Annotated in this window: 19 protein-coding genes; 9 read left to right on the top strand and 10 right to left on the bottom strand. The window is 27.0% G+C overall.

The genetic code is table 11. The features are described 5' to 3' along the window. Positions 1-66: 66 nt before the first annotated feature. The 7 genes from BT997_RS00270 to BT997_RS00240 all read right to left on the bottom strand — a co-directional run bounded on the left by BT997_RS00270 (position 67) and on the right by BT997_RS00240 (position 6,717). On the bottom strand, positions 67-846 hold the full coding sequence (locus tag BT997_RS00270; RefSeq protein WP_072679386.1) for an enoyl-CoA hydratase-related protein: 780 nt from the start codon (positions 844-846) through the stop codon (positions 67-69). Between the two features lie 3 nt (positions 847-849). Further along, on the bottom strand, positions 850-1,575 hold the full coding sequence (locus tag BT997_RS00265) for an ABC transporter ATP-binding protein (protein WP_072679385.1): 726 nt from the start codon (positions 1,573-1,575) through the stop codon (positions 850-852). Beyond that, complete coding sequence (locus BT997_RS00260) at positions 1,568-2,338, bottom strand: ABC transporter ATP-binding protein (protein ID WP_072679384.1); 771 nt, start codon at positions 2,336-2,338, stop codon at positions 1,568-1,570. The genes BT997_RS00265 and BT997_RS00260 overlap by 8 nt, the downstream gene beginning before the upstream one ends. Continuing rightward, positions 2,335-3,297 (bottom strand): branched-chain amino acid ABC transporter permease, encoded by a 963-nt coding sequence (locus BT997_RS00255; RefSeq protein ID WP_072679383.1) that lies wholly within the window; start codon positions 3,295-3,297, stop codon positions 2,335-2,337. Before BT997_RS00255 ends, BT997_RS00260 begins: the two co-directional genes overlap by 4 nt. 8 nt (positions 3,298-3,305) lie before the next feature. Further along, positions 3,306-4,175 (bottom strand): branched-chain amino acid ABC transporter permease, encoded by an 870-nt coding sequence (locus BT997_RS00250; RefSeq protein WP_072679382.1) that lies wholly within the window; start codon positions 4,173-4,175, stop codon positions 3,306-3,308. 4 nt (positions 4,176-4,179) lie between these two features. After that, a complete protein-coding gene (locus BT997_RS00245) occupies positions 4,180-5,325 on the bottom strand; it encodes an ABC transporter substrate-binding protein (RefSeq protein ID WP_072679381.1) in 1,146 nt (381 codons plus the stop codon). 249 nt (positions 5,326-5,574) lie between these two features. Further along, complete coding sequence (locus BT997_RS00240; protein ID WP_072679380.1) at positions 5,575-6,717, bottom strand: NAD(P)/FAD-dependent oxidoreductase; 1,143 nt, start codon at positions 6,715-6,717, stop codon at positions 5,575-5,577. Positions 6,718-6,957: 240 nt separating this feature from the next. On the opposite strand from BT997_RS00240, the gene BT997_RS00235 reads away from it, so the two are divergent. Beyond that, positions 6,958-7,737, top strand: a complete 780-nt coding sequence (locus BT997_RS00235; RefSeq protein ID WP_072679379.1) for a hypothetical protein — start codon at positions 6,958-6,960, stop codon at positions 7,735-7,737. Here the strand turns inward: BT997_RS00235 and BT997_RS00230 are convergent, their stop codons facing one another. Further along, a complete protein-coding gene (locus tag BT997_RS00230) occupies positions 7,738-8,061 on the bottom strand; it encodes a hypothetical protein (RefSeq protein WP_072679378.1) in 324 nt (107 codons plus the stop codon). Positions 8,062-8,253: 192 nt separating this feature from the next. On the opposite strand from BT997_RS00230, the gene BT997_RS00225 reads away from it, so the two are divergent. The 4 genes from BT997_RS00225 to BT997_RS00210 all read left to right on the top strand — a co-directional run bounded on the left by BT997_RS00225 (position 8,254) and on the right by BT997_RS00210 (position 11,850). Beyond that, on the top strand, positions 8,254-8,646 hold the full coding sequence (locus BT997_RS00225) for a tautomerase (protein WP_072679377.1): 393 nt from the start codon (positions 8,254-8,256) through the stop codon (positions 8,644-8,646). 122 nt (positions 8,647-8,768) lie between these two features. After that, complete coding sequence (locus BT997_RS00220; RefSeq protein WP_072679376.1) at positions 8,769-9,443, top strand: response regulator transcription factor; 675 nt, start codon at positions 8,769-8,771, stop codon at positions 9,441-9,443. Then, positions 9,430-11,196: a sensor histidine kinase gene (locus BT997_RS00215; protein WP_083568336.1), complete on the top strand. Its 1,767-nt coding sequence runs from the start codon at positions 9,430-9,432 to the stop codon at positions 11,194-11,196. The genes BT997_RS00220 and BT997_RS00215 overlap by 14 nt, the downstream gene beginning before the upstream one ends. A 39-nt stretch (positions 11,197-11,235) precedes the next feature. After that, on the top strand, positions 11,236-11,850 hold the full coding sequence (locus BT997_RS00210; protein ID WP_083568335.1) for a LysE family translocator: 615 nt from the start codon (positions 11,236-11,238) through the stop codon (positions 11,848-11,850). Between the two features lie 22 nt (positions 11,851-11,872). On the opposite strand, the gene BT997_RS00205 is transcribed toward BT997_RS00210, so the two are convergent. Beyond that, a complete protein-coding gene (locus tag BT997_RS00205) occupies positions 11,873-12,769 on the bottom strand; it encodes a DUF2860 family protein (protein WP_072679375.1) in 897 nt (298 codons plus the stop codon). Between the two features lie 128 nt (positions 12,770-12,897). Here BT997_RS00205 and BT997_RS00200 point away from each other — a divergent pair, with 128 nt between their 5' ends. Genes BT997_RS00200 through BT997_RS00185 form a run of 4 tightly spaced genes read left to right on the top strand, consistent with a single transcriptional unit; the run spans position 12,898 to position 16,014 of the window. Continuing rightward, complete coding sequence (locus BT997_RS00200) at positions 12,898-13,611, top strand: DNA alkylation repair protein (RefSeq protein ID WP_072679706.1); 714 nt, start codon at positions 12,898-12,900, stop codon at positions 13,609-13,611. Positions 13,612-13,619: 8 nt separating this feature from the next. Then, a complete protein-coding gene (locus BT997_RS00195; protein ID WP_072679374.1) occupies positions 13,620-14,429 on the top strand; it encodes an AraC family transcriptional regulator in 810 nt (269 codons plus the stop codon). Positions 14,430-14,489: 60 nt separating this feature from the next. After that, on the top strand, positions 14,490-15,119 hold the full coding sequence (locus BT997_RS00190) for a LysE family translocator (RefSeq protein ID WP_072679373.1): 630 nt from the start codon (positions 14,490-14,492) through the stop codon (positions 15,117-15,119). Positions 15,120-15,162: 43 nt separating this feature from the next. Further along, positions 15,163-16,014: an NAD(P)-dependent oxidoreductase gene (locus BT997_RS00185; RefSeq protein ID WP_072679372.1), complete on the top strand. Its 852-nt coding sequence runs from the start codon at positions 15,163-15,165 to the stop codon at positions 16,012-16,014. Between the two features lie 4 nt (positions 16,015-16,018). Here BT997_RS00185 and BT997_RS00180 read toward each other — a convergent pair whose 3' ends face one another. Next, positions 16,019-16,414, bottom strand: a complete 396-nt coding sequence (locus tag BT997_RS00180) for a DUF3010 family protein (RefSeq protein WP_072679371.1) — start codon at positions 16,412-16,414, stop codon at positions 16,019-16,021. Between the last annotated feature and the right edge of the window lie 96 nt (positions 16,415-16,510).

Raw genomic sequence — 16,510 nt, 5'->3', positions numbered from 1 at the left:
AAAAGTGAAAATAGTTATACAGAATATTTGTATAACTATTTTTTTTGTAATATATCAATTGGTGTTTTATTTATTTGTAAAATTTGCTTTTCTTTTTTCAACAAAAGCATTCATTCCTTCTATTCTATCATCTAAAGCTAAAGTAGTATAAAAAGATTTTCTTTCACTTTCAAGTCCAGCTTGAAGTGTAGATTCATAAGCATTATTTACAGACTCTTTTATAAGCCTTACAATAGGTTGCGACATTGAAGCAATTTTAGAAGCCAACTCTTGTGCAGCTTCAATTACTTTTCCTTCTTCAACTACTTGTGCAACTAAACCATACTCTTTTGCTTCTTGAGCACCAATCATATCACCAGTTAGACACAATTGCATCGATTTTGCTTTTCCAACTGCTCTTGTTAGTCTTTGTGTACCACCAGCTCCTGGCATAGTTCCAATCTTAACTTCAGGTTGTCCAAATTTTGCACTTGTATCACAAATAGTAATATCACATAATAAAGACATTTCACAACCACCACCAAGTGCAAATCCAGCTACTGCTGCAATAATTGGCTTTGTATGTTTTTCTAAAGTCATCCACTCTTTTTTTACAAACTCATTATTATATGCTCCTGCAAAATCAAGTGTTGCAAGTTCTTTTATATCAGCTCCTGCTGCAAAAACTTTATTTCCACCAGTTAATACAACTGCTCCAATTGAATCATCAGAATCAAAATCTTTTATCGCATTTGATACTTCATCTAATAAAGGAGTACATAATGCATTATAAGCTTCTGGTCTATTTAATGTAATTTGACCTACACCATTTTCATTTTTTTCAACTATTATATATTTATAATCCATTTTTTACATTCCTAAGTATGCTTCTTTAACTCTTGGATCTTTTACTAGATCTTTAGAGTTACCACTTAAAACAATTTCCCCATTTTCTAAAACATAAGCACGATCAGAAATAGTTAGTGCAAAGTATGAGTTTTGTTCAACTAAAAATACAGTCATATGGATTTTTTTAAGCTCTTCAATAAATGCAAATATTTCTTCTACAATTACAGGAGCAAGTCCCATTGAAGGCTCATCCATTAATAATAAATCAGGCTTGGACATTAAAGCTCTTCCAATAGCTAACATTTGTTGTTGACCACCAGAGAGGTTACCTGCAACTAAATCTTTTTTTTCTAAAAGAATAGGAAACTTTTCATATACAAACTCTAAATCTTTTTTTATTTCAACTTTATCATTTCTTGTAAATGCACCTAACATAAGATTGTCTTCTACTGTTAGTGATTTAAAAAGTTCTCTTCCTTCTGGAACTTGTGCAATTCCAAGTTTTACTCTTTTTTCAGGAGCAGTATCTGTAATATTGATATTATCTTTAAAAGTAATTTCACCTTTATTTTGCTCTTTAAGTCCAGAGATTGTCCTCATTAAAGTTGTTTTTCCTGCGCCATTTGCACCAATCAATGCAACAATTTCACCTTTATGTACTTCAAGATTAATATCTTGTAATACATGGATATGTCCATAATGACAATCTAACTTTTCTATATTTAATAATAAATCAGACTTATGCATGTAATGACCCTTCACCTAAATAAGCTTTAATAACTTCAGGATTTGATGAAATTTCTTCTGGTGTTCCTTCTGCTAATTTAACTCCAAAATTCACAACTGTGATATTGTCCGAGATACCCATAATCATTTTCATATCATGTTCAATTAAAAGTACAGTTACTCCCTCTTTTGCAATCTCTTTAATAATTTGTGCAATTTCTGCAGTTTCAGTACCATTTAGTCCCGCAACTGGTTCATCTAAAAGTAAAAGTTTTGGATTAATTGCTAAGGCTCTTACAATTTCAACTTTTTTTAGAACTCCATAAGATAAATCTCCACAAAGTTTATGTGCAACACCTTCAAGACCAACTCTTTTTAAATGTGAAAGTGCAATATGAGTAAATTTCTCTTCATCATCAATAATTGACTCAAATTGAAATGAACATTTTAGAAGGTTTTTATTCATATTAATATTGAATCCTAAAAGAACGTTTTCCATAACAGTCATACTTTCACAAATCTCAAGATTTTGGAAAGTTCTCATAATATGTTTATTTACTAACTTATGAGTAGGAACATTTGTAATCTTTTCATCATTAAAGTAAATATCTCCTGTATCTACTGAATAGATACCAGAAATCATATTTACTAAAGTTGTTTTCCCTGCGCCATTTGGACCAATTAAGGCATGAATTGTTCCCTCTTGTACTTCAAAAGAGATATCATCAACAGCTTTTAACCCACCAAAACTTTTAGAGATTCCATCAATTTTTAATAGACTCATGTATTATCCTTTTTGGGCTCTTTCTTTTCTACTTTTAAAACATCAAAAAGTGAAACTATTCCTTTTGGCATGAAAATCATTACAAAGATAATAATAGCTCCAAATACCATGTGTTCATAATCATGTAAGAAAGTTAAAAACTGAGGAAGGGCTGTAATAATAATAGCACCAAAAACTGCACCATAAATTCTTCCAAGTCCTCCAAATACAATCATTACAACAAGTTCAATACTTCTCATAAATCCTGATTCTTCAGGAGAGATAAATCCTGTATAATAAGAATAAAGACTTCCAGCAATTGTTGCAATAACAACAGAAATTACAAATACATATGTTTTATAATATGGAACATCTGCACCAATAGCTTTTGCTGCTGTTTCAGAGTCTCTAATACATCTTAAGATTCTTCCAAATGGAGAATTTACAACATTTTGTAAAGCCCAAATAGAAAATACTAAAAATATAGCTGATAAAATATACCATTGAATATCGTTTTCAAAAACATATCCTAAAATATGAAATTCACTAACACCCATACCATCTGGTCCGCCAGTTAACTCATCTTCATTTGTTAAAACTATAGAGATGATAATACCAACTGCTAATGTTGCCATTGCTAAATAATGACCTTCTAGTTTTAATACTGGTTTAGAGATAAAAAATGCTAAAGCAGCTAATACTATAACTGAAACAATAATACTAAGTACTGGATCAAACTCAAATGTTGTAGATAAAACTACTGCAACATAAGCACCAAGTCCAGCAAAGGCACCATGACCTAATGAAATTTGTCCTGTATATCCTACTAACATATTAAGTCCAATACAAATAACTGCATTTAACATACACATAATTGCAATTTCATAGTGAAAACTATTTTGTAATAAAAAAGGTATTAAACATAACACTACGATTGTTGTTACAATACCTCTATCTAAAAATACACCTTTATTTCCCATGACGCAACCTATACTCTTGTTGATTTCTTAGCCCCAAATAAACCACCTGGGAAAAAGAATAAAATTAAAAGTAATACAATAAATGCAACAGCATCTTTATATTCACTACTTAAATAACCAGCAACGAAAGACTCTAGAATACCTAGAACAACTCCTCCAAATACTGCACCAAATGGATTACCAATACCACCAATAATAGCCGCACAAAATCCCTTTAGACCTAACATAATTCCAATCTCATAATTAGTTGATGTAATTGGTGTTAAAACAATCCCACCAATTGCAGCAATTCCTGCACTAATCATAAAATTCATAATCAAAATTTTCTTAACAGAAATACCAACTAGTTTTGCTGCATCTTTATTATCAGCAGTTGCTAGCATTGCTTTTCCAATTTTTGTTTTGTTAAAAAGGTAATACAATCCAGTAACAATACAAAGTGAAACAACAATTACTAAAATTGCTTGAGGTGTTATAGTTGCACCAAATATAGAAATTGGTGTATCACTTATAAATGCTGGCAATGTATGCATTTGTTTATCAAATCCTACTTGCGACGCGCCTCTTACAAAAATAGAGTAACCTAGTGTTAAGATAATCAATGATGTAACTGATGAGTTACTTGACATCGAAACTAACTTAAAAAGCATATATCCTAATAAAGCCGATAAAATAATCGCTAAAGGAAAGGCTAAAACAAATGGAAACTTAGCGTATGATAAAAATACAGCTGCCATTCCCCCTATCATTACAAACTCCCCTTGCGAGAAGTTTATAATTTTACTCGAGTTATAAATAACAGTGAATCCAAGACCTACTAATGCGTAGATGAATCCAACTGTTAAACCCCCAAATGAGTATTGTAATAATTCAACCATGAACTTACTTTGCTAATATCCAGTCACCATTTTTGATTTCAAGCATTTTAATACCAGAATCAATATCTAATCCTAAGTGATCTTTCTTACTCATATTAAACATACCATTTAATCCAACATACCCAGTTGTAGATTCAATAGCATCTCTAATTGCTTTTGGTTCAGCTGAATTTGCTTTTTTCATTGCATCAACAATTAAATTTAATGCATCATATGCATATCCACCAAATGTAGATACAGGAGCATTATATTTACCTTCATACTCTTTGATGTAATCCATTGCAATCTTTTTAATAGGATTTGAATCTTCTAGAAGTGAAGCAACAACAACTGGAGGAGAAGCAACAATAACGCCTTCACCAGCAGCACCTGTTAATTCAATAAACTTTTTAGATGCAACTCCATGAGATTGAACTAAGGCTTGAGTCATTCCTAATTGTTTAAAGTTTTTAGTAACAATTGCAGGACCTTGACCAAAACCAGGGTTAACTACAGCTTGTACATTTGACATTGATTTAATCTTAGTTAATTGAGAAGTCATATCAGTATCTTTTGGACCATATGTTTCATCTGCAACAATTTTAATTCCATAATCTCCTGCAACATCTTTACATTGACCTCTCATAGATTTACCAAATCCACCATTTCCAGAGATTAAGGCAATATTAGTTTGTCCTTTACTTTTTAAATATGCAAATATTTTTTGACACGCCATTCTATCTGTAGCAGGTGTTTTAAATACATACTTTTTAACAGGTTGAACAATCTTAATTGATCCAGCCATAGAAACTAGAGGAATCTTTGCTTTTTTAATAAATGGTAAAATTGCCATTGTTTCACCTGAAGCAGAACCACCCATTATTGCTACAACTTCATCTTGATTGATAAGTCTTTTAACAAATGTAGTTGCTTTTTTAGGATTAGCACCTGTATCATATGCAACAAGCTCTAATTTTTTTCCTAACACACCACCAGCAGCATTTATTTTCTCTACATATAACTCAAGAGTTTTTAACTCTGGGTCACCTAAGAAAGAAGCTGGACCAGTTGCTGCAACTAAAGCACCAATTTTGATACTATCTTTAGCACTTGCACTTAATGTGAAACCTAGAACAAATAGTCCTAAAATTATTCGCATCATTTTTTTCATATTTACATCCTTTATACTAAGATTGATATTCAAGACAAAAGCTTAATCTATCCTGAGATAAGAAATTCTATTACAAGAAAACTTAAATTTTACATAAAATAGTAGTATAAAATATAGAAAGTTTGAAATTTGTGTCACTTTTTTGTCATTTTTGTATTAAGTTGTAATATAAAGATATAATATACAAAGAATAGCATTAAAATAGCATCTAAAAATAGGGCTTTTTAGATACTACAATTAATGATTATATTAAGAGAATTTTTTAGTATGTAGAGAGTAGATTAATTTTTTCATCCAAAGTGCTATTTTCCCCGATAAATTGACGTTTAGTAATCGTCCAATAGCACAGTTTGGACCTCCTAAATCAATAAGAATACCCTTGTTTGATATATTATTTGAAATAAGTGTATCACCATTGATATCTTTTGTTATATTCTTTCCTGTAAGCTCTGCTTGCATTCTTGAAGCTTGTGCAGTCGGAGCTTGAAAATCATTTGTATTTTTATCAATTGCTTGAACTATATCTCCAATTGCAAATACATTTTTATATGGTTTAACTTTATAATAATCATCTACAACCAGCTGATTTCTAGGGTTTTCTTCTATATTTTTATCGCTATTTGATATATTATTTCCTATTGCTCCAATTACAAAAATAAGAATATCATAAGAGATTTCATCGTCATTTGATAAGATAATACTATCTTCTAATATCTTCGAAGCAAAAAGATTATTGATAACTTTGATATCTAATTCTTTACATCTTTGTATAGATTTTTCTACTAAAAAAGGATCCATTCCTGGTAATATCGTATTCATACCTTCTATTAAAGTTACTTGTATATTCTCTTTATTTAAGCCTTTTGACTTAATTGTATAGGCCATTTCACAAGCTATTTGAAGACCAGAAACTCCTCCACCAACTACAGCTATTGACCTATTCATGGGACTTGATTCTAAAAGCTTTTTAAATTTATTTCTATAGTAATCTAAATTGTCTATTCTTTTTATATCTTTTGTATATTCTATTACATTTTGAATTTGACTTGGAAATATAGATATAGAACCTGTAGCTATAACTAAATAATCATAATGATATAAAAGATTCTCTCTTGTAATCACATAATTATCTTTATAATTTATATTACTTACTTCTTCACAAATAAACTCTATAGAGTTTTCTTTACAGTACTTTTCATGATTAAAAGTAATATCTTCTTTAGAATAATATCCTGAGATATATTTATGTATATGTGTCTGTAACAAGTGAGATTGTGACTTATCAATTAAAATAAGTTCTATATTTTTTTTACTTTTTAATTTATGTAAAAGTGATACTCCTGCATATCCCCCACCAATGATTATAACTCTCTTTTTCAAGTTAGTTTCCATTTTTTTCCCTATTTTTTATTTTTTTCTTCTGTTTATTGAAAATGATTGTACTACATAATTAGAAAAATTGTTAATTTTTTTGTAGTATAACACAAAAAATTAAGATTTTGTTCAAAACTGAAACAAGTTTTTTTATAAATATATTTCAAGTTGATAAAAAATCATTCTATATATGTAACAAGTTATTAAGTGATTTTTGATTAGAATATCAATTAATAATTTTAAGTTTAAGGATAAAAAATGAAAAGTTGTACTTTTGAATTAATAGTAAATATATTAACTTATGCAATCAAAAATAATCAAGATAGCTTTTCTCAAAAAGATTTTAAAAATGTAGTTTATACAAAAGAGTTTAACAACTATGATATAAATGAAAAAATTGCCGATGGATGCGAATACTTACTAAAAAGAGGATTGCTTCAACTTGAAAGTAATAACATGACTTTTTTTGAAAAATACAAACTTCCTGAAACTATTAAAATTAATACAGAAAATTATACAAAAGTATTTAAAGAGCTTTCAAAAAGAATCATCTTAATGCATGAAGGCAAAGAGATGATAAATGATACCTATGAAGTAAAAGATGATTATGCTGATGTTATTGAAGCAGTAGACTTAGTAAACTCAGGATTTTTATCACATCCTGATAAAGAAGAGATAAAAGTTACACTTTCTAAAATTCTCATTTCTTTTAATGTAGAATCAAATGCTCATTATTCTTTATTGACTATTATTCAACTGCTTGAACTAAAATCTGCAATGAAAATTAGAATAAAGACAAAAACATGTGAATTTGCTGCATCAAATATAAAATTTAATCACTTACAATTCAATGATGATAGCATGATTGTATATTTTGACAAGTGTTCTTTTGAAATTGATAGTATTGAAGATATATTACATATTGATTCAATAGATAACTCTTCACTAGAAGAACATATAAATAAGTCTATTGAAATACTAAACAATTATCCACAAAATAAAACTGAAAAAATTATAGAGTTTCTAAAAAAGAATTAATTACCTAAATTTTCTTTTTTCTGGACAAGAATTACAATCTAAGTATCTTTCATCTTTTTCACAAAGAATACATGGAGATAAACTTAGATGAGAAAAGTCTCTTAAAATAGTACTCTTACTATTTTTAAGTGCCATATAACTTACATTTAATACGGGATCAACTGATAAATTATTTGCAATTCTTTGTGTAATATTAGTATTTCTTGCTACTGCACGTCTTACATTCATATATGAAGATTTATGTAAATCCCATAATTCTTTTTCACATACACTATTTTTTGCATAATCTAACTGTTCTTCTTTGGATTTTTCTTTCATATTCATATTGTCAACCAAGTGTTAGGATTGATAATTATAAAATCATTGATTTAAAAGTCAACTTAAAAGTATGTAATTAATTTGTAATAAATAAGTAATTTATAAATTTTCTTAAAAAAAACATAAGTTTTTTAATTAAATTATAAATACAAGAGAATCTAAACACATAATTTATAATATAAACTAAAAGGATTTTTTATGCCTCATTTACAATTCGAAATAAACAAAAAAGTTGATAATGAAACTAAAGATAAGTTTGTAAATGAAATAAGAGAAACTTTTTCAAGTATTATGGACACAGGAACTGACCATATAGCAATCAGTATTAGAGAATATGAAAAATATAATCTCACAATAGGTAGAGCAAACCCTCTAGATGATATTTGTTTAATGAACCTTGATATTAGAGAAGGACGAACAATACAACAAAGAAGAGAGCTAGCTTTAAGATATATGGCAATTGTAAATGAAGTTTTAGAAGTAGATAACAGAAATCAATATATTACTTTCACACAACATACAGGTGAAGATTTTCATTTAGTTGAAAAATATCTTGCAGGTTGGTCAAGTGGAGAAGATCCACTTGCTTAAAATAATTTCCTAAGCTCTTACATTTCTTCAGATATCTATTAATAATAGAATCAGTATAATTTTAAATTATTTCCACATATTCTTACCACAAATTTAAAATACAATATATAAAAGGAGTCAAAATGAACAACTTAAAGAATTTAAAAATTTTATATATTGATGATGAAGATTATATTAGAAACAATGCAGTTGAATATTTAAGCTTCTATTGTGATAATGTATATGAAGCAAAAGATGGTATTGATGGACTTAATACATACAAAAAACATAATCCTGATATTATAATTACAGATATAAAAATGCCTAAACTAAATGGCATAGAAATGGTAAAAAAAATAAGACAGAATGATACAAAAACTAAAATAATATTAGCTACTGCTTTTTTAGACACCTCATATTTACTCCAAGCTGTTGAATTAGGACTTATAAAGTATTTAGTAAAACCAATAACTGCAGACAAACTTTTACCAGTTTTAAAATCTTGCACAGTTGATATAGTAGAAGATAAAAGTATTTATCACTTAGATAATGGTTTTATATTTGATATTTTAAATACAACACTTTTTCAAAATAAAGAGCAAATCTTTTTAACAAAAAAAGAACTACTATTTTTAGAGCTACTAGTAAAAAACCATAAAAGAGCTGTTAAGTATGATGAGTTAAATAATTACGTTTGGCAAGGCGAAATGAGTGATGATGCAATTAGATCAATTGTAAAAGAGTTAAGAAAAAAGATATCAAAACAAGCTATCAAAAATATCTCTGGAATAGGCTACCAAGTAAATGTTAAACTATAAAATCAAATTATTAATCATATATATTTTATTACTTCTAAATTTAAATGCAGAAAATCTTAAAGATAATATATTTACATCAGCTTTTATTTCAACAGATGGAAAAACATTTATTGATATAAAAGATCTAAAAGAACTTGACAGTTTCAAAAAAAAACAATCAAATTTTATATTTAAAATTAATATAAATAAAGAGGTTTTAAAAGATGAAACCTTCTATCTTAGAATAGATACAAATATAGAAGACTTTGTCTCTTCAAATGTTCCATATACCTTTAACAACAACTTACCATTGATTAAAATAGATAAAAATATAAACGAAACTATAATAATAAATTTTGATTTTAAACAAAGTATTCCTTTTTTTGAAATTAATACTTTTAATGAATTTGAATATAAATATATTATAAATAATGAAAAGCTCTTATTTGGTATCTCATATGGAATTATTATATGTGCTTTTTTATATAACTTTGTTTTCTTTTTGTATAACAGAGAAAAATCATTTCTTTATTACTCTATTCTACAGATATCATTTTTATCAATATTAATTGTAAGTTCTAAAAATCTATTGATATTTAATCTATTTGAGCAATATGGAAATATTGTAGAGTCTTTAATCATTATACTAATAAGTACTGCATTAATAACCTCTATTTTATTTAATATGGAGTTTTTAAACACAAAAAAATATACTCCTAAGATACATAAGTTTTTATGGCTTCTTCTTTTACTACATATTTTAGATTTTATTTCTCTTTTAACTATAGGAATATCTCCTATATTTGAATATATTCCTTCATATATAATTATACTTATATTGTTGTTTTCAGCATTTGCTGTTCTAAAAAAAGGCTATAAGCCAGCAATATTTTATATAATTGGTTGGCTAAGTTTATTCATATTTGTTTTTCTATTTGAATCAAGTCTTTCTGATATTAGTGATATCTATCTTTTACATATTGGTATTCCTTTAGAATCTTTATTATTCTCTTTTGCACTTGGATTTAAAATAAAACAAATAGAGATGGAAAAACAGAGAAATGAAGGTATTTTAATAACTCAAAGTAAATTAGCATCTATGGGTGAAATGGTAGGAAATATTGCCCATCAATGGAGACAACCACTAACACATCTTTCGTATATAATTATGAACTTAAAAGCTGCACAAGAAAATGATAAACTTGATAAGGATTATCTAGAAAAGAAAACAAATGAAGCAACTAATCAAATAGAGTTTATGTCTCACACTATTGAAGACTTTAGAAATTTTTTCAAAGTATCAAAACAAAAAGAAGTATTCAGTTTAGTTGAGAGTATAAATGAAAGTATAAATCTTTTAAAAGAGAGTTTTGAATCTTTAAATATAAAACTTGGATTTAGTTATGAAGATGACTTAAAAATAGAGACTTACAAAGGTGAACTTTCACAAGTGATTTTTAACCTTCTTAATAATGCAAAAGAAGAATTTATAAAAAGAGAGATTGGACAGCCTAAACTTTCAATAAAATTATTAGAAAAAGAGAATAATATTTTAATTCAAATTTCAGATAACGCTGGTGGAATTGATGAGAAAATCATTAAAAAGATTTTTGAACCATATTTTACAACTAAAGACAAAGGCTTAGGAATAGGGCTTTATATGAGTAAAATGATTATTGAAAAAAACATTGGTGGAAAATTAGAAGTTGAAAACATAGAAGAAGGAGCACTTTTTACAATCTATTTAAATACTCAAAAAAATCAAAAGTATTAGCATAAAAACAGTAAAATAGTATCTTTACAAAGGTTAGAAATGATAAATGATTATCTCGCATACATAATATTAGCAATAACAGTCACAGCAGTTCCTGGGCCTGCTGTAATTTTAACTATTAAAAACTCTTTGCAATATGGATATAAAGTATCAATGGCAAATATATTTGGGAATTTTTTAGCAATGATTATATTAGCTTCTATTTCAGCAATTGGTTTAGGAGCTATAATCTTAGCCTCTGAAACAATTTTTTATGCAATGAAAATTTTAGGTTGTATCTATTTAGTCTATTTAGGAATAAAAGTTTGGACATCACCATATAAAAATGAAGAAAGAACTACAAAAATAGCTGAAAAAGGTCTAATAACAATATTTAAAGAAGGTTTCTTTGTTGGAATTAGTAATCCAAAAGCAATAGTATTTTTTGTAGCGCTTTTTCCTCAATTTATTGACCCTACTAGGGAATATTTTTTACAGTTTACAACTTTGATTTTAACTATTGAAGGGATATCTTTTTTCGTTCTTCTTATTTATGCTTTATTAGCATTTAAATTTGCTAAATACTTAACAAAAGAGAAGACTATCAAGCAATTTAATAAGATAACAGGTGGTATTTTTATTGGATTTGGAGTAGCTTTACTTTATAAAAATTAAAAAACTCTAGAAGCATTTGCTTCTAGAATTTATATCCTACACTAATCAATCCAAATGAATTTTCTTTATCATAAAAGTCTGCATTTGCTTCTTCTTTCTCATATCCAGTTTTTAAACTTACATAAGTATTTTCATAATTAAATGGTTTATCCCAGTTTAAAATTGCATTTACTCCATAAATATCAACATCCACTTTTTTATCTACTTCAATATTTTTCTTTTCATAGGCTTTTTTACCTACATTTGTAAATAATGAAAGCGATATTTTTTCATTTAAAGAAGTCGAAGCACCAAGCAAAAAATCATATCTATCATATGAACTAGCCTTTCCATCTGCATCATATTTTTCATATGAAAGATTAGTAAAGTAAGTAACATCTTTATCAATAAGTTTACTTCTAAATAAGTTTTCAAAAGATACTATATGTCTATTTCCTTCTCTTTTCAAATCATCGATAACTGTCTCTTTTTCATAATTTACACCACTAAACTCATATCTAATTGCTCCATTATGATTTGTATTCGCAGAAAATCCATATGCTGCGTATAAACCAAATTCTGAAACATCAGTCTCTTTTCTTTTTGTTCCTGTTTGAAATGGATTTTCCCACTCTTCTGAAATATCAGCTTTTAGTCCAAAATCAAAATTTTTATAATTTGTCCCTACTTTAAATCCATCGATTCCTGATTTCGCATAAATATTTAAAGAATCTGTCAAATCATAACCATAAAAAAATTCTAAATAAGCAACACCCATGCTTTCTTTATCTGCATTATTCAATGTAGGATTATTGTTTTTATTTTCTGTTGAGAAATTATCTTTTGAATTAATAACTCCTCCTCCAAATTCAATATAATTTTGTTCACTTGCCAATAATAATGATGAGACTAATACTGAAGCTAATAATACTTTTTTCATTTTCTATCCTTAGTTTTTTATCTACTTGCAGTATAAAAAGATTTTATGTGAGAAAAAGGGGAAATATAAACTATCTATTTATTTCACTAAAAATTGATTATAATATACAAAAAATATTGGGAATAAGTATGACTAAAAAGATATATACAGAATTAGATACATATTCAGATAAACAAAGAGCCTTAGATTGTAAAAGATTTTTTAAAACCAATATAGGTGAATATGCATATGGTGATGAGTTTTTAGGAATAAAAGCACCAGATATTAGAAATATAGTTAAGAAATACTTTTTAGAACTATCCTTAGATGATATTAAAGAGTTCCTTTACTCAAAATATCACGAACATAGAATGTTTGCACTTCTAGTTTTAGTTTATAAATATAAAACAAAAAGATTTACAACAGATGAACAAAGAGAAGAGATTTTTAATTTTTATATAAAAAATACTAAACAAATAAACAATTGGGATTTAATAGATGTTACAGCACCACATATAGTTGGAGTTTATTTACTAGATAAAGATAGAAGTATTCTGTATGAGTTTGCTTTTTCAGAAGATTTGTGGAAGAAAAGAATTTCAATAGTTAGTACCTTTGCACTAATAAATAATAAAGAGTATGAAGATACTTTAAAACTTGCAGATATCTTACTTCACGATGAGCATGACCTTATTCACAAAGCTGTAGGATGGGCAATAAGAAATGTTGGAATAAAAGATTTAGATACAATGTTTAACTTTCTAAACCCAAGATATAAAACTATGCCCCGAACTATGTTAAGGTATGCAATAGAAAAACTTCCTAAAGAGTTAAGACAAAAATATCTTAAAGGACAAATTTAAATTATAATATGAAACAAAAAACATTTACAAAAATATTTACAGATGAAAAATTGCCTTTTTTAGAATTAAGATATTCAAATAATACAAAACACTACAAAGAACATATCCATGAAACTTTTTCTATAGGAATAAATCTTGAAGACAAAAGTATCTATACAAATAAAGATAAAAAATATGATTTTGATGTAGGTATGATTGCTCTTGTAAATCCAAATGAAATTCACTCTTGTAATCCCATCTTAGAGACTCCAAATTTGTACTATATGATGTTTTTAGATGAAAAGTGGTGCTATGGTATACAAAAATCAATTTGCGATGAATCAAATAGCTTTAAAGCTTTCCCAAAAGATATTTTATATGATGAAAAACTTTACAATGAATTTAAAGACCTTTGTGAAACTATTTTTAGTGATATCAACTATTTTGAAAAAGAGAATGAACTAATAAACTTTTTCACAGAACTTTTTAGGCCATTTTTAAAAGAATCTACATCTAAAATAGATGACCCTATATTTGAAAAAAGCATAGAATATTTAAAAGAAAACTATAAAGAAAATATCTCACTTGAAGAATTATCAAAAGAGTTTGAACTAAATCCTTTCTATATTATTAGACTTTTTAAATCTAAAATAAATATGACACCACATGCATATTTATTAAATATAAAAATAAATAAAGCCAAAGAGTTTTTAAAAAAAGGGCTCTCTATAGTTAATACTGCTTTAGAATGTGGTTTTACTGATCAAAGCCATTTTCATAGAAACTTCTTAAAAATAGTTGCAACAACTCCTAGAGAATATCAACTTAATTTTATCTAGTCAATTTTATACAATAAACAAATTTCTATTTTATCTATACTTCCTTTTTAAAGGAAACAAATGGAAATTTATTTTACAGATTTTTTAGCACTTGCTCTTGCTCACTTTGTGGCACTATTAAGTCCAGGTGTTGATTTTTTTATAATACTTACAAACTCTTCAAAATATGGGAAAACTGCAGGAATAATAACTTCTATGGGAATTGCATTTGCAAATCTATTTTATATCTTACTTGCTCTTTTTGGTATCACATTAATAAAAGATAATGAAGTTGTATTTACAAGTATAAAAATTCTAGGCTCTTTATATTTGTTATATATTGGATATTTACTTTTATCATCTAAAAAAAGAAAACTGTTTAGTAAAAAAATTGAAAAAAAAGAGACTAAAAAAGATATCTTCAAATACTTTAGTATAGGATTTTTATCTGCAATATTAAATCCTAAAAATTCGATATTTTATTTTACAATGTTTTCAATCTCAATTCAAAATGATACTCCATTTTACGTTCAGTCACTTTATGCAACATGGATGTTCTTAGCCGTTTTATTTTGGGATATATTTATTGTTTATCTTGTTACAAATGATAAAAGCCGTATATTTTTAGAAAAATACTCTAATTTCATAGAAAAAATATCTGGAATTGTACTTTTTATAATAGGAAGTTCTATTATTTTTAACATTTTATAAAAATTTCTACTATAATTTTATATAAAAATTTAAAAGGACTATCATGGCTATTGGATTTATTGGATTAGGGAATTTAGGTCAAGCTATTGCTCAAAGATTAACTGATATGGGTGAAGAACTTAAAATCTATAACAGAACAAAATCAAAAGTTGAACACTTAGGGTATGAAATAGTTGATTCTCCAAAAGAGTTAATCGAACAATGTGACACTGTTTTTATGTGCCTTTTTGAATCAAGTGCAGTTGAAAATATATTTAAAATGAAAAATGGTATTTTAAAAGCTGATTTAGAAGGTAAGACTATTATTGATTTAACTACAAATCATTATGAAACAGTATTAAAATTTCATAAAAAAATTGATAAAAAAGGTGGAGAATATTTAGAGTCTCCAGTTTTTGGAAGTGTTGCACCAGCACTACAAGGACTTGTAACTATCGTAACTTCTGGAAAAAAAGAGACATATGAGTCTTGCAAACCACTTTTAGAAAAAATTGGAAAAGAGATATTTTATTTAAAAGAAGCCGGACAAGCTTCAAAAATGAAACTTATCAATAATCTATGTCTTGGTTCATTTATGGCTACATTAGCAGAATGTACTGCATTAGGTGAAGCTTGTGATATTGAAAAAGCGAAACTTCTTGAAATACTTGGAGTTGGTGGTGGACAATCACTAGTTTTAAAAGCAAAAACTCAAAAACTTATAGAAGAAGATTTCTCAGCACACTTTTCTAATAATGCAATTTATAAAGATTTACATACTTTACAAGATTTAGCATATAGTAAAAATCAACCACTTTACACAGCAACTGTTCCAAAAGAATTATTTGGAAAAATGAAAAAAGATGGTAAAGGAGAAGAAGATTTCTCTTCTATTTACCAACTTTTTAAAGACTAAACTATTAACTTTGAGAGTAAGCAGTTAAATATGCTTGCTCTTGATATTTTTTTAAAGAACTTGGAAACTCTATAATATTTTTCTTTTCAAAAGAACTAATACTTTGAGGAGATACCAAATCTACTTCGCACAATGGATTTAATTGAATTAATCCTTCTATTTTAAAAGTAACTGCACCACCTGAAAAATTACCCTTTTTAGCTCTTTTTTTAATAACTATTTTTTCAACCTGATTTTGTTCTAAAAAAAGTAAAAATTCATTACAAAACTTTCTTATCTCTTCTTGGTTCTCATCATCTTCAAGTACTAGTTTTTTTATTTTTAAATCTATAAACTCTTTATCATCTACTAAAACTAATATTACATTATTTGATTTTAATTCAATTCCACATATTTTCATTATATTCCTTCAAATTTTTTTAGATTATATTGTAAAAAAAATCTTTGATTAAAAAATATGACATATTGATATATTTTTCTTTTGTTATAATACTTT

Source organism: Arcobacter sp. LA11 (assembly GCF_001895145.1).
Taxonomy (GTDB): domain Bacteria; phylum Campylobacterota; class Campylobacteria; order Campylobacterales; family Arcobacteraceae; genus Halarcobacter.
This window is presented reverse-complemented; position numbering and strand designations above follow the sequence as displayed.

Coding starts and splice junctions, on each gene's coding strand:
- BT997_RS00265 (WP_072679385.1), bottom strand. CDS start 1,575: ATGCATAAGTCTGATTTATTATTAAATATAGAAAAGTTAGATTGTCAT.
- BT997_RS00240 (WP_072679380.1), bottom strand. CDS start 6,717: ATGGAAACTAACTTGAAAAAGAGAGTTATAATCATTGGTGGGGGATAT.
- BT997_RS00210 (WP_083568335.1), top strand. CDS start 11,236: ATGATAAATGATTATCTCGCATACATAATATTAGCAATAACAGTCACA.
- BT997_RS00200 (WP_072679706.1), top strand. CDS start 12,898: ATGACTAAAAAGATATATACAGAATTAGATACATATTCAGATAAACAA.
- BT997_RS00215 (WP_083568336.1), top strand. CDS start 9,430: ATGTTAAACTATAAAATCAAATTATTAATCATATATATTTTATTACTT.
- BT997_RS00235 (WP_072679379.1), top strand. CDS start 6,958: ATGAAAAGTTGTACTTTTGAATTAATAGTAAATATATTAACTTATGCA.
- BT997_RS00180 (WP_072679371.1), bottom strand. CDS start 16,414: ATGAAAATATGTGGAATTGAATTAAAATCAAATAATGTAATATTAGTT.
- BT997_RS00220 (WP_072679376.1), top strand. CDS start 8,769: ATGAACAACTTAAAGAATTTAAAAATTTTATATATTGATGATGAAGAT.
- BT997_RS00225 (WP_072679377.1), top strand. CDS start 8,254: ATGCCTCATTTACAATTCGAAATAAACAAAAAAGTTGATAATGAAACT.
- BT997_RS00205 (WP_072679375.1), bottom strand. CDS start 12,769: ATGAAAAAAGTATTATTAGCTTCAGTATTAGTCTCATCATTATTATTG.
- BT997_RS00185 (WP_072679372.1), top strand. CDS start 15,163: ATGGCTATTGGATTTATTGGATTAGGGAATTTAGGTCAAGCTATTGCT.
- BT997_RS00270 (WP_072679386.1), bottom strand. CDS start 846: ATGGATTATAAATATATAATAGTTGAAAAAAATGAAAATGGTGTAGGT.
- BT997_RS00230 (WP_072679378.1), bottom strand. CDS start 8,061: ATGAATATGAAAGAAAAATCCAAAGAAGAACAGTTAGATTATGCAAAA.
- BT997_RS00245 (WP_072679381.1), bottom strand. CDS start 5,325: ATGAAAAAAATGATGCGAATAATTTTAGGACTATTTGTTCTAGGTTTC.
- BT997_RS00255 (WP_072679383.1), bottom strand. CDS start 3,297: ATGGGAAATAAAGGTGTATTTTTAGATAGAGGTATTGTAACAACAATC.
- BT997_RS00260 (WP_072679384.1), bottom strand. CDS start 2,338: ATGAGTCTATTAAAAATTGATGGAATCTCTAAAAGTTTTGGTGGGTTA.
- BT997_RS00190 (WP_072679373.1), top strand. CDS start 14,490: ATGGAAATTTATTTTACAGATTTTTTAGCACTTGCTCTTGCTCACTTT.
- BT997_RS00195 (WP_072679374.1), top strand. CDS start 13,620: ATGAAACAAAAAACATTTACAAAAATATTTACAGATGAAAAATTGCCT.
- BT997_RS00250 (WP_072679382.1), bottom strand. CDS start 4,175: ATGGTTGAATTATTACAATACTCATTTGGGGGTTTAACAGTTGGATTC.